General features: G+C 66.9%; 12 protein-coding genes. All 12 read left to right on the forward strand.

What is annotated here, in order from left to right:
* Positions 1–61 precede the first annotated feature (61 nt).
* The 12 genes from OP498_RS04190 to nuoL all read left to right on the forward strand — a co-directional run bounded on the left by OP498_RS04190 (position 62) and on the right by nuoL (position 12558).
* Entirely contained in the window at positions 62–490 is a 429-nt protein-coding gene (locus OP498_RS04190) for a YqaA family protein (RefSeq protein ID WP_280552676.1), read from the forward strand.
* Between the two features lie 186 nt (positions 491–676).
* Positions 677–1072: an NADH-quinone oxidoreductase subunit A gene (gene ndhC / locus OP498_RS04195; protein WP_280547093.1), complete on the forward strand. Its 396-nt coding sequence runs from the start codon at positions 677–679 to the stop codon at positions 1070–1072.
* Between the two features lie 74 nt (positions 1073–1146).
* Positions 1147–1827, forward strand: a complete 681-nt coding sequence (locus OP498_RS04200; RefSeq protein WP_280547092.1) for an NADH-quinone oxidoreductase subunit B — start codon at positions 1147–1149, stop codon at positions 1825–1827.
* Positions 1828–1858: 31 nt separating this feature from the next.
* On the forward strand, positions 1859–3634 hold the full coding sequence (gene nuoC, locus OP498_RS04205) for an NADH-quinone oxidoreductase subunit C/D (protein ID WP_280552678.1): 1776 nt from the start codon (positions 1859–1861) through the stop codon (positions 3632–3634).
* Positions 3635–3637: 3 nt separating this feature from the next.
* Positions 3638–4147 (forward strand): NADH-quinone oxidoreductase subunit NuoE, encoded by a 510-nt coding sequence (gene nuoE, locus OP498_RS04210; protein ID WP_280552682.1) that lies wholly within the window; start codon positions 3638–3640, stop codon positions 4145–4147.
* Positions 4144–5502 (forward strand): NADH-quinone oxidoreductase subunit NuoF, encoded by a 1359-nt coding sequence (gene nuoF, locus OP498_RS04215; RefSeq protein ID WP_280552684.1) that lies wholly within the window; start codon positions 4144–4146, stop codon positions 5500–5502. The genes nuoE and nuoF overlap by 4 nt, the downstream gene beginning before the upstream one ends.
* A 33-nt stretch (positions 5503–5535) precedes the next feature.
* Positions 5536–8286 (forward strand): NADH-quinone oxidoreductase subunit NuoG, encoded by a 2751-nt coding sequence (gene nuoG, locus OP498_RS04220; RefSeq protein ID WP_280552687.1) that lies wholly within the window; start codon positions 5536–5538, stop codon positions 8284–8286.
* Positions 8283–9263 carry an NADH-quinone oxidoreductase subunit NuoH gene (gene nuoH, locus OP498_RS04225; RefSeq protein ID WP_280552689.1) on the forward strand — a complete coding sequence of 327 codons (981 nt, stop codon included), beginning with the start codon at positions 8283–8285 and terminating at the stop codon, positions 9261–9263. The genes nuoG and nuoH overlap by 4 nt, the downstream gene beginning before the upstream one ends.
* A 16-nt stretch (positions 9264–9279) precedes the next feature.
* Positions 9280–9819: an NADH-quinone oxidoreductase subunit NuoI gene (gene nuoI / locus OP498_RS04230; protein WP_280547085.1), complete on the forward strand. Its 540-nt coding sequence runs from the start codon at positions 9280–9282 to the stop codon at positions 9817–9819.
* Positions 9820–9837: 18 nt separating this feature from the next.
* Complete coding sequence (gene nuoJ / locus OP498_RS04235; protein ID WP_280552692.1) at positions 9838–10380, forward strand: NADH-quinone oxidoreductase subunit J; 543 nt, start codon at positions 9838–9840, stop codon at positions 10378–10380.
* The gene (nuoK, locus tag OP498_RS04240) at positions 10377–10685 is read left to right on the forward strand and encodes an NADH-quinone oxidoreductase subunit NuoK (protein WP_280547083.1); all 309 of its coding nucleotides are present in this window, start codon (positions 10377–10379) and stop codon (positions 10683–10685) included. Before nuoJ ends, nuoK begins: the two co-directional genes overlap by 4 nt.
* Before the next feature lie 10 nt (positions 10686–10695).
* Complete coding sequence (gene nuoL / locus OP498_RS04245) at positions 10696–12558, forward strand: NADH-quinone oxidoreductase subunit L (protein WP_280552694.1); 1863 nt, start codon at positions 10696–10698, stop codon at positions 12556–12558.
* Positions 12559–12599 lie beyond the last annotated feature (41 nt).

Here is a 12599-nt window from a genome sequence, read left to right on the forward strand (position 1 = left end):
GCGTCACGTCATTGCGGTCGAAGAGAGCCAACAGCCTACTGCAGGGACGGGGGGCGGTGCCATGCTGACCCTGTTCCTGGTGGCGCTGGCCAGCGCCACCCTGCTGCCCGGTGGCTCCGAAGTGTGGCTGGCCCGGCTGTGGTGCGCCGGCGAGCCGGCCATGCTGCTGTGGGCGGTGGCCAGTCTCGGCAATACGTTGGGCAGCCTGTTCAATGTGGGGCTGGGGCGCTACGCGCGACACTTCCAGGATCGCCGCTGGTTCCCGGTGTCCCGTCGGGGGCTGGAGCGGGCCGAGCGCTGGTACCTGCGTTTCGGGGAGTGGAGCCTGCTGGCCTCCTGGGCGCCGCTGGTCGGCGACCCGCTCACCGTACTGGCCGGCATCCTGCGGCTGCCATGGTGGCGCGCCATCCTGCTGATCACCCTGGCCAAGGCGGCGCGCTATGCCGTGGTGCTGTGGCTCGCGAAGGCCTGGCTGGCTCCCTGGTGTTGAGTGCCGATGCGTTGAGACGCATCGCTGGCCGGGTTTCGGCAAAAGGCCGATAATCCTCTAGGCTAGTTATTAGCCTGCAATCCTGAGCGGCTGTCTCCGGTCCGCAGCGATGAGGGAACGAGGTCGGCGTTTGACCGCCAGCCTAGGGATACGCGATTCGAGAGGTCATTCGTGGAGCACGACAGCATGGCAGTGGTTTCCGACTACTGGGCGACGGGATTCTTCATCCTGGCGGTACTCGTGCTGTGTGTGCTGATGATCGGCCTCTCCGCCTTGCTTGGCGGGCGCAGTACAGGGCGCAGCAAGTCTCTCCCCTTCGAGTCCGGGGTGATCGGCGCTGGCAACGCGCGTCAACGCTTTTCCGTCAAGTTCTATCTGGTCGCCATGCTGTTCGTGATCTTCGATCTCGAAGCCGTTTTCCTGTTCGCCTGGGCCGTATCCGTCCGTGAGGTGAGCTGGGCGGGCTTTGCCGGGGCGGCCGTGTTCATCGTTATCCTGCTGGCCGGGCTGGTCTACGATAGCCGCGTCGGTGCCCTCGACTGGGCGCCTCCCGGGAGCAGGCCACGTGACGGGCAAGGCTGACGCCGTGCCAGAGGCTGGTATCGCCCCGGGTAGCCGTCACATTATCATCTGCCGAATGTCGCTGGAGGAGTCGCATGCCCTATACCTTGACGCGTGCCGAGGAGGCGGTGTCCGCCGATGCCCGCTATCCGCTCGGCCGCACCCAGCGGGTCGAGGACGACCCACTGAGGCAGCAGGTGCATCGCAGCGTGTTCACCGGCAAGCTGGAAGAGGTACTCAACTCGGCGGTCAACTGGGGACGCAAGAACTCCCTGTGGCCCTACAACTTCGGCCTGTCCTGCTGTTATGTGGAGATGACCACCGCCTTCACCGCGCCGCACGACATCGCCCGCTTCGGCGCCGAGGTGATCCGCGCCTCGCCGCGCCAGGCCGATTTCATGGTCATCGCCGGGACCTGTTTCATCAAGATGGCCCCCGTGATCCAGCAGCTCTACGACCAGATGCTCGAGCCCAAGTGGGTGATCTCGATGGGTTCCTGCGCCAACTCCGGCGGCATGTACGACATCTACTCGGTGGTTCAGGGGGTCGACAAGTTCCTGCCGGTGGATGTCTATGTGCCGGGCTGTCCGCCGCGTCCGGAGGCCTTCCTGCAGGGACTGCAACTGCTGCAGGATTCGATTCAGGAGGAGCGTCGGCCGCTGTCGTGGGTAGTCGGCGACCAGGGCGTGTACCGTGCCGAGATGCCCTCGCAACGCGAGAGGCATCGCGACCGGCGCATCCAGGCCACCGAACTGCGCAGTCCCGACCGCCTCTGAGTTCGTTTTTTGCAGGAGCTTGCCGACGTCCATGAGCGACGCTATCCCGACCACCGCCCCTTCAGCCACCGACGATCCACTCGTCGGTGCGCTCAGGCAGCGCTTCGGTGATCATGCCCTTGTCGAGCAGCCGACTCTCACCGGGCTGCCGGTGGTGTGGATCGCCCGTGAGTCCCTCGGCGACATGCTGCGCTTCCTGCGCGACATGCCTGAACCGTTCGAGATGCTCTATGATCTCTCGGCGATCGACGAGCGGCTGCGCACCCATCGTCGCGACCTGCCCGCGGCCGATTTCACGGTCTTCTACCACGTGCTGTCGGTGTCACGAAACCGCGACGTGATGCTCAAGGTAGCCCTGCAGGAGGGCGACCTGGCACTGCCCAGCGTGGTTTCGCTCTATCCCAACGCCAACTGGTACGAGCGTGAGGTGTGGGACATGTTCGGCATCGACTTCGTCGGCCACCCGCACCTCACGCGGATCCTCATGCCACCGACCTGGCAAGGGCATCCGCTGCGCAAGGATCACGGCGCCAGGGCCACCGAGTTCGACCCTTACACCCTCACCGTGGAGGGCCAGGATGTCGAGCAGCGGGCGCTGCAGTTCAAGCCCGAGGAGTGGGGGATGCGGCGCGAGCGGGAGGGCGCCGAGTTCATGTTCCTCAACCTCGGCCCCAATCACCCCTCGGCACACGGCGCCTTCCGCCTCGTACTGCAGCTCGACGGCGAGGAGATCATCGACTGCGTCCCGGATATCGGCTATCACCACCGCGGCGCCGAGAAGATGGGCGAGCGCCAGTCCTGGCATAGCTACATCCCCTACACCGACCGGGTCGACTACACCGGCGGGGTGATGAACAACCTCCCTTACATCCTGGCGGTGGAGAAGCTGGCCGGTATTGACGTGCCCGCGAGGGTCGAAACCATTCGCGTAATGATGGCCGAGATGTTCCGCATCTCCAGCCACCTGCTGTTCCTGGGCACCTATCTCCAGGATCTGGGTGCCATGACGCCGGTGTTCTTTACCTTCACCGATCGCCAGAAGGCCTATGAAGTCATCGAGGGTATTACCGGCTTTCGCATGCACCCGGCCTGGTACCGAATCGGCGGAGTCATGCAGGATCTGCCCAAAGGCTGGGACCGGCTGGTGCAGGGGTTCCTCGACTGGATGCCGCGCCGGCTTCGGGAATACGAACGGGCGATGATGGACAACGCCATCGTCAAGGAGCGCACCCAACACATTGCCGCGTTCAACACTGACGAGGCGCTAAAGTGGGGTGTCACAGGCCCCAACCTGCGCGCCACCGGGTGCAACTTCGATCTGCGCAAGCAGCGCCCCTATGGCGGTTACGAGAATTTCGACTTCGAGGTGCCGCTGGGCCGCCACGGCGATGCCTTCGACCGCGGCCAGCTGCGCATCGAGGAGATGCGCCAGAGCCTCAAGATCATCCAGCAGTGCGTCGATCACATGCCGGCAGGCGACTATAAGGCCGACCACCCGTTGACCACGCCGCCGCCGCGCGAGCGGATGCTCCAGCATATCGAGACGCTGATCACCCACTTCCTGCAGGTGTCGTGGGGGCCGGTGCTCGAGCCGGGCGAGTCGCTGGCGATGATCGAGGCGACCAAGGGCATCAACAGCTACTACCTGACCAGCGACGGCAACACCATGAGCTACCGAACCCGTATCCGCACGCCGAGCTTCCCGCACCTGCAGCAGATTCCGGCGGTGATGCGCGGCGGCTTCGTGCCCGACCTGATCGCCCACCTGGGCAGTATCGATTTCGTGATGGCTGACGTGGACCGCTGACCCATGACCGAGAGCGCACGACGGATCGCCAGCGACGCTGAGGGCTTCATTCTCGAGGCCGAAGACCGGCGCGCCATCGCGCACGAGCGCGATCACTACGAGCAGCCCCAGGCGGCCTGCATCGAGGCGTTGAAGATCGTCCAGCATCGTCACGGCTGGGTGCCCGACGCGGCGATCCCGGCGATCGCCGAGGTGCTGGGGGTGGGGCCCGCCGATGTCGAGGGCGTGGCAACCTTCTACAGCCTGATCTTCCGCCAGCCGGTGGGGCGGCACGTGATTCTGGTCTGCGACAGCAGCTCGTGCTTTCTCAATGACTATGAGGAACTGCGCGACACGTTGTCCGAGCGGCTCGGCATCGGCTTCGGCCAGACCACCGCCGATGGCCGCTTCACGCTGCTGCCGGTGTGCTGCCTGGGCGCCTGCGATCGCGGCCCGGCGCTGATGATCGACGATCATACCTACGGCCCCGTCGACCCGGGGGATGTGGCCGACCTGCTGGAGGGTTATGCATGAGCGCAAGCCGCTATCATTGCCAGCTGCGCCAGGGTGCCGCCGAACGCCGCGCCGAAACCCACCCGCTGACCTGGCGGCTGCGCGAGGATGGCGCCATGCTGGGGCTCGACGACTATGTCGAGAAGGACGGCTATGCCGCGGTCCGCGAGGTGCTCAATCACCGCACCGCCGACGACGTGATCAAGACCATGAAAGAGGCCAACGTGCGCGGGCGTGGCGGTGCCGGCTTCTCGGCGGGCCTCAAGTGGAGCCTGACCATGAAGGGGCCGGACATCCCGCGTGGTTACCTGGTCTGCAACGCCGACGAGATGGAGCCCGGCACCTTCAAGGATCGCTTGCTGCTCGAGCAACAGCCGCATCTGCTGATCGAGGGAATGATCCTCGCCGGCTACGCCAATGATTCGTGCTTCGGTTACATCTTCCTGCGTGGCGAGTACCTCGAGGCGGCGCGCGCCGTGCAGCAGGCGCTCGACGAGGCGCGCGCCGCCGGCTGGCTGGGCCCCGATATCGCCGGCAGCGGTTTCGACTTCGATATCGCCCTGCACACCGGCGCCGGACGCTACATCTGCGGCGAGGAGACCGCGCTGATCAACTCGCTGGAGGGCAAGCGCGCCAACCCCCGGGACAAACCGCCGTTCCCCGGTCAGTCCGGTGCCTGGGGCAAGCCCACCGTGGTCAACAACGTCGAGACCCTGTGCAACGCGCCGGGCGTGATGCACCACGGCGCCCAGTGGTACCAGGATCTCTCCGGCGACTTGAGCGACGACGGCGGCACCAAGCTCTACGGCGTTTCCGGCAAGGTCAACAAGCCCGGCCTGTGGGAGCTGCCGATCGGCACCCCGGCGAGCGAGCTGCTCGAGCGGGCCGGCGGCATGCGCGACGGCCGGGCGCTCAAGACCTGGCTGCCCGGCGGCGGCAGCACCGGCTTCCTGTTGCCCGAGCACCTCGACGAGGCGCTCGACTTCGACACCATCGGCAAGCTGGGCAGCCGCCTGGGCACCGGGCTTATGACGGTGGTCAACGAGGACCAGAGCGTGCTGTCGCTGATGCGCAACCTCGAGCAGTTCTTCGCCCGCGAGTCGTGTGGCTGGTGTACACCGTGTCGCGATGGGCTACCGTGGATCGTCAAGCTGCTCCAGGCGCTGGAGCGCGGCGAGGGTGAGCGCGGCGACATCGAGATGCTCGACAAGCTGGCCGACGACCTGGGGCCGGGCAAGACCTTCTGCGCCCATGCGCCCGGCGCGGCGATGCCGCTGCAGTCGGCGCTCAAGTACTTCCGCGACGAGTTCGAGCGCGGCGTGACGCATCCGGCGGGGGTGGCCCATGCCGAGCCGATTCCGGTGGGCGAGGCATGAAGCGGACCATCAACCAGGAGGCGAGGTAGCGCCATGGCGACGATTCACGTGGACGGGCAGCGCTACGACGTGGAAGGGTCCGACAACCTGCTGGATGCCTGCCTGTCGCAGGGCCTCGACGTGCCCTATTTTTGCTGGCATCCGGCGATGGGCAGTGTCGGTGCCTGCCGGCAATGCGCGGTCAAGCAGTTCAAGGACGAGGACGACACCCAAGGCAAGCTGGTGATGTCGTGCATGACCCCCGCGGCCGATGGTACCCGGATCTCGATCGATGACGAGCAGGCGCGCGAATTCCGTGCCAGCGTCATCGAGTGGCTGATGACCTATCATCCCCACGACTGCCCGGTGTGCGAGGAGGGCGGCCACTGCCACCTGCAGGACATGACGGTGATGACCGGCCACGACCGTCGGCGCTATCGCTTCCGCAAGCGTACCCACCGCAACCAGTACCTGGGGCCGTTCATCGCCCACGAGATGAACCGCTGCATCAACTGCTATCGCTGCGTGCGCTTCTACCGGGATTATGCCGGCGGCACCGATCTGGGCGTCTTCGGCATGAACAACAATCTCTATTTCGGTCGTCATCAGGAAGGCACGCTGGAAAGCCCCTTCTCCGGCAACCTCAGCGAGGTCTGCCCCACCGGGGTGTTTACCGACCAGACCCACTCCGAGCAATACACCCGCAAGTGGGACCTGCAGTTCGCACCGAGCATCTGCCACCAGTGTGCGGTGGGCTGCAACATCAGCCCCGGTGAACGCTATGGCGATATCCGGCGCATCGAGAATCGCTACCACGGCGAGGTCAACCGCTTCTTCCTCTGCGACCGCGGGCGCTTCGGCTATGGCTACGTCAACCGTGACGACCGCCCGCGCCAGCCCGAATGGCGTAGCGATCGCGATGATGCCTGGGTGACCCTGGAGGTTGATGCCGCCCTGGATCACGGCGCCGATCGACTGAGAAGCGCCCGTCGGGTGATCGGTATCGGCTCCCCCCGTGCCAGCCTGGAAAGCAACCATCAACTGCGTGAGCTGGTCGGCGAGGAGGCTTTCTCCACCGGCATCGCCGCCGCCGAACAGCGTTGCCTGGACGAGATGCACTCGCTCAACCAGCGCTGTGGGCTGCCCACGCCGACGCTTCGCGAGGTCGAGCACCACGACGCGCTGCTGATTCTCGGCGAGGATCTGATCGAAAGCGCCGCCCGCGTCGGCCTGGCAGTGCGCCAGGCCGCCCAGGCACGACGCGAGACGCTGGCCGCCGAGCGCGATATCCCCGCCTGGAATGATGCCGCGGTACGCACCCTGGGGCAGGATCGCTACCATCCGGTGTTCATCGCCTATCCGATTGCCACGGAGCTCGACGACGTCACCGCGGCGCGCTTCACGCTGGCCCCGGACGACATCGCCCGGCTGGGGTTTGCGGTAGCCCACGAGATCGACGACAAGGCGCCGGCCGTCGCCGGCCTCGACCCCGCCACCCGCGAGGCGGCCCGCGACATCGCTGCGCAGTTGATGGCCGCCGAGCGCCCGCTGGTGATCAGCGGCGGCTCACTGGGCTGCGAGGCCATCCTCCAGGCTGCCGGCAACGTGGCCCGGGCCCTGGCGCGCCGTGCCCGCCGAGGGGGGGTCTTGCTGGTGCGTCGCGAGGCCAACAGCACGGGGCTAACGATGATCGGCGGCAAGCCGCTGGAATGGGCGCTCGACGAGCTCGCCAGCCGGCGGGCCGATGCCGTGGTGATCCTCGAGAATGACCTCTACCAACGCCTGCCCGCGACGCTCATCGACGTAGCCCTCGCCACCGCCGAAACGGTGGTGGTACTCGACCATCAGCGCACCGCCACCTGGGCACAGGCCCATCTGGGCCTGCCCGCGGCCAGCTTCGCCGAGGCCGACGGCACACTGGTCAGCCTCGAGGGCCGGGCCCAACGTTTCTTCCAGGTCTTCGATCCCACCTACCTGCGCCCCGCGACGCGCATCCACGAGAGCTGGCGCTGGCTGCATGTGTTGCGTGGCGACATCCGGCGTCACCCGGTGGCCGACATCGCACTCGATGCCGTGACCCGCGACTGTGCCCGTGCCAATCCTGCGCTGGGCGCCATCGTCGATGCCGCGCCGGACGCCGACTACCGGGTGCACGGCCTCAAGCTGGCGCGCGAGCCGCACCGTTACAGCGGGCGAACCGCCATGCGCGCCCATCTCGATGTCAGCGAGCCGCGGGTTCCCCAGGACCCGGATTCACCCTTTACCTTCTCGATGGAAGGCTACAACGGCATCGGCCGTCCCCGCGAGGAGGTGGCCTTCGCCTGGGCGCCGGGATGGAACTCGCCCCAGGCCTGGAACAAGTTCACCGATGAGGTCGGCGGCCACCTGCGCGCCGGCGATCCGGGAGTGCGCCTGATCGCCCCGAGCCCCGGCGCTCATGCCTACGCGACCTCGATTCCCGAGGGCTTTCGTGGCCGCGACGGCGAGTGGCAGCTGGTGATCCTGGCGCGGCTGTTCGGCGGCGACGAGACCTCCTCGCGGGCCGCGCCGATCGTCGCCCGGGCGGCGCCGGCCACCCTCGCAGTGGCTGCCGATGATGCCACGCGGCTGGGCGTGGATGACGGCGACCGGCTCGAGATAACCGGCCAGGCCGGGTCGCTGACGCTCGCGGTGCGTCGCGAGGCGACCCTGCCCGGCGGGGTGGTCGGCTTGCCGGCCGGTCTCGCGCCAGTGCTGGTCGCCGGGGAGTGGGTACGCCTGGCCGTGTCTCGTGGCGGGGGCGGCGATGAAGGGGGGCACTCATGAGCTGGCTGTCAGCGTCACTCATCGCCACCTTGTTGGCCATGCTGCAGGCGGGAGTGATCCTGCTGGGCGTGGTGCTGCTGGGCGCGGTGCTGACGATAGTCGAGCGTCGCCTGCTGGGGCTCTGGCAGGATCGCTACGGGCCAAATCGGGTGGGCCCGTTCGGCTCGCTGCAGCTGGTCGCCGACATGATCAAGATCTTCTTCAAGGAGGACTGGATCCCGCCATTCGCCGACCGAGCGCTATTCGTGCTGGCGCCGGCGATCGCCATGGCCTCGTTGCTGCTGTCGTTCATGATCATTCCCATCACCCCCGGCTGGGGGGTGGCGGACTTCAATATCGGGCTGTTGTTCTTCCTCGCCATGGCCGGCATCAACGTCTACGCGGTGCTATTCGGCGGATGGTCGAGCGGCAACAAGTATGCCCTGCTCGGCGCCATGCGCGCCTCGGCGCAGACGCTCTCCTACGAGGTGTTCATGGGCCTTTCGCTGATGGGTGTGGTGGCGATGGCGGGCACCTTCAACATGCGCGAGATCGTCAACGCCCAGCAGGGCCTGTGGTTCGTCGTCCCGCAGTTCTTCGGCTTCGCTACCTTCCTGATCGCCGGCATCGCGGTGACCCACCGCCATCCCTTCGACCAGCCCGAAGCCGAGCAGGAGCTGGCCGACGGCTACCACATCGAGTACTCGAGCATGAAGTTCGGCATGTTCTTCATCGGCGAGTACGTGGGCATGGCGCTGATCTCGGCGTTGATCGTCACGCTGTTCTTCGGCGGCTGGCATGGCCCCTGGCTGCCGCCGATCGTGTGGTTCGCGCTGAAGACGGGGGCCTTGCTGGTGCTGTTTATCCTGCTGCGCGCCTCGTTGCCCAGGCCGCGCTATGACCGAGTGATGAGCTTCGGCTGGAAGTTCTGCCTGCCGCTGACCCTGATCAATCTGCTGGTGACCGGGGCGCTGATCCTGCTCACCGACCCGCTGTAACCGAGGAGCGACCACCATGTTCATGAAGGTGATCGAAGGCACGATCTCGCAACTGCGCACCCTGGGCATGATCTTCATGCACAGCTTCCGCAAGCGCGAGACGGTCAACTATCCCGAACAGCCGGTGTATCTGCCGCCGCGCTACCGCGGGCGCATCGTGCTGACCCGCGACCCCGACGGCGAGGAGCGTTGCGTGGCCTGCAACCTCTGCGCGGTGGCCTGTCCGGTGGCCTGCATCTCGCTGCAGAAGGGCGAGCGCGAGGATGGGCGCTGGTACCCGGAGTTCTTTCGCATCAACTTCTCGCGCTGCATCTTCTGCGGGATGTGTGAGGAGGCCTGCCCGACCTCGGCGATCCAGCTCACCCCGGACTTCGAAATGAGTGAGTACCGGCGCCAGGAGCTGGTCTACGAGAAGCAAGACCTGCTGATCAATGGGCCGGGCAAGGATCACGACTACCACTTCTACAAGGTGGCGGGGCTGGCGATCGCCGGTAAGGACAAGGGCAAGGCGCAGGACGAGGCCGAGCCGATCGACGTCAAGACACTGCTGCCCTGAGGCGCAGGAGGAAATGCCATGGACATCGCCTTCTATCTGAGTGGCCTGGTCGCGGTGCTGGCCACCCTGGGGGTGGTCACCAACACCAATCCGGTCCACGCCCTGCTCTACCTGATCGTCTCGCTGATCAGTGTGGCGCTGGTGTTCTTCGCGCTGGGCGCGCCCTTCGCCGGGGCGCTGGAGGTGATCGTCTATGCCGGGGCGATCATGGTGCTGTTCGTGTTCGTGGTGATGATGCTCAACCTCGGTCATGAAGGCACTGCCCAGGAACGCTTGTGGCTGCGACCGCGGGTCTGGCTGGGGCCGGCGGTGCTCTCGGCGGTGCTGCTGGTGACCCTGATCGCCACGCTGTGGAGCGGAGATAATGGGCGCATGATCGCCGGCGAGACGCTGACCGCCAAGGCCGTGGGCACCCTGCTGTTCGGTCCCTGGCTGCTGGTTGTCGAACTCGCCGCCATGCTGCTGCTGGCGGCATTGGTGACCGCTTCGCATGTCGGGCGTGTGCCGGGGCCGACGCCTTCCGGCAGTCGCGACACCCAGCCCCGCAAGGAGGGCGCATGAGCGGCATTCCCATGGAGCACGGCCTGGTATTGGCCGCCATCCTCTTCGTGCTGGGGATCGCCGGACTGATCTGCCGGCGCAACCTGGTGTTCGTGCTGATGAGCCTGGAGATCATGCTCAATGCCGCAGCACTGGCGTTCATCGTCGCCGGCACCGCCTGGGGTCAGCCGGAGGGGCAGGCGATGTTCCTGCTGGTGATCACCCTGGCGGCGGCGGAAGCCAGTATCGCCCTGGCGCTGTTGATCCAGCTCCATCATCGTTTCAAGACGCTGGACGTGGACGCGGCCAGTCGCATGCACGGATGAGGCACCGCCGATGTCGTTACTGCCACTGACCTTCCTGTTGCCGCTCGCCGGCACCCTGATCCTCGCGCTGTCGCGGGGCCGGCTCGACGCGCGAGCCTGCACGAGGGTCGGCGTGACCAGCGTGGGGCTGGCGGTGCTGGTGTCGCTGTGGGTGGGCTGGCGATTCCTGGCCGCTGGCGGGCAGGGCCTCGGCATCACGCTGTGGACCTGGGTGACGGTCGGCGATTTTCGCCCGACCATCGGCCTGGCGCTGGACGGCCTGTCGCTGACCATGGTCGGCATCATCACCGGCGTGGGCTTCCTCATCCACCTGTTCGCCGCCTGGTACATGCAGGGCGAGGCCGGGGTAAGGCGCTTCTACGCCTACATGAACCTGTTCGTGGCCAGCATGCTGCTGCTGGTGCTCGGCGACAACCTGCTGCTGCTCTACCTGGGCTGGGAAGGCGTCGGCCTGTGCAGCTACCTGCTGATCGGTTACTACTACCGGACCGCGGCCAATGGCTGGGCGGCCTTCAAGGCGTTCATCGTCACCCGCCTGGGCGATGTCTTCCTGGCGATCGGCCTGTTCCTGCTGTTCCGCGAGCTGGGCACGCTGGACATCACCGAGATTCTCGCCCGGGCGCCTGAGGTGTGGGCCGAGGGCGCCTGGCAGGCGCAGCTCGCGTCGCTGCTGATCCTCGGCGGGGCGCTGGGCAAGTCGGCGCAACTGCCGCTGCACACCTGGCTGGCCGATGCCATGGCGGGCCCCACGCCGGTCTCGGCGCTGATCCACGCCGCGACCATGGTCACCGCCGGCGTCTATCTGATCGCCCGCCTGCACGGGATCTTCGAGCTGGCGCCGGCGGTACTCACCCTGGTCGGCGTGATCGGTGCGCTGACGCTGCTGATGGCCGGTTTCGCCGCACTCGCCCAGACCGACATCAAGCGCGTGCTGGCCTACTCGACCATGAGCCAGATCGGCTACATGTTCCTGGCACTGGGTGTCGGCGCCTATCAGGCGGCGATCTTCCACCTGATGACCCACGCCTTCTTCAAGGCACTGCTGTTCCTCTCCGCCGGGGCGGTGATCGTCAGCTGCCATCACGAGCAGGACATGCGCCGCCTCGGCGGGTTATGGCGTCGCCTGCCGCTGGCCTATGCCGGCTTCGTGATCGGCGGGGCGGCGCTGGCCGCGCTGCCGCTGGTCACCGCCGGCTACTACAGCAAGGATGAGATCCTCTGGGAGGCGCTGGCTGCCGGCCATGGCGGGCTGATGCTGGCCGGCCTGATCGGCGCATTGCTGACCTCGCTGTATACCCTGCGGCTGATCATCGCCACCTTCCATGGCGAGATGAAGAGCGACAACGCCCGCCATGCCGAGCCCGGCCGCGGCCCGGCGCACGGCCTGCCGTTGCTGGTGCTGGCGGTACTCTCTACCTTCCTCGGTGCCTGGATCCATCCGCCGCTCGCGGGCGTGCTGCCGGCCAGCGGCGGGGCGGAGGTACATGGTGTCGGTCACGGCGTGCTGGCCAGCGTCGCGGCACTGGTGTCGCTGGGCGGGCTGGTCATCGCCGCCTGGCTGTTCCTGTGGCGCCGGCGCTGGCTGGCCGAGCGCGTGGCGGGCGGCTGGGAGGCACGCCTTTGGCGGTTCTGGCACCAGGCCTGGGGCTTCGATATCGCCTACGACAGGCTGTTCGTGCGGCCCTACCGTGGCCTGGTCCGAGTGCTGCGCAGCGACTTCCTCGACCGCCTGCTGCTGCTGGCGGGCTGGCTGTCGTGGGTGCTGCATCGTGGTCTGAGCGGGACCCAGACCGGCAAGCTGCGCCTCTACGCCGGGACCATGGTGGCCGGCATGACGCTGGTGCTGATGGTATTGGTGCTGAGGGGCTTATGAGAGTGACACCGCACGCGTGCGCCGACGGGCAAGTGCCACCG

Source organism: Halomonas sp. 25-S5, from assembly GCF_029889845.1.
Lineage (GTDB): Bacteria > Pseudomonadota > Gammaproteobacteria > Pseudomonadales > Halomonadaceae > Halomonas.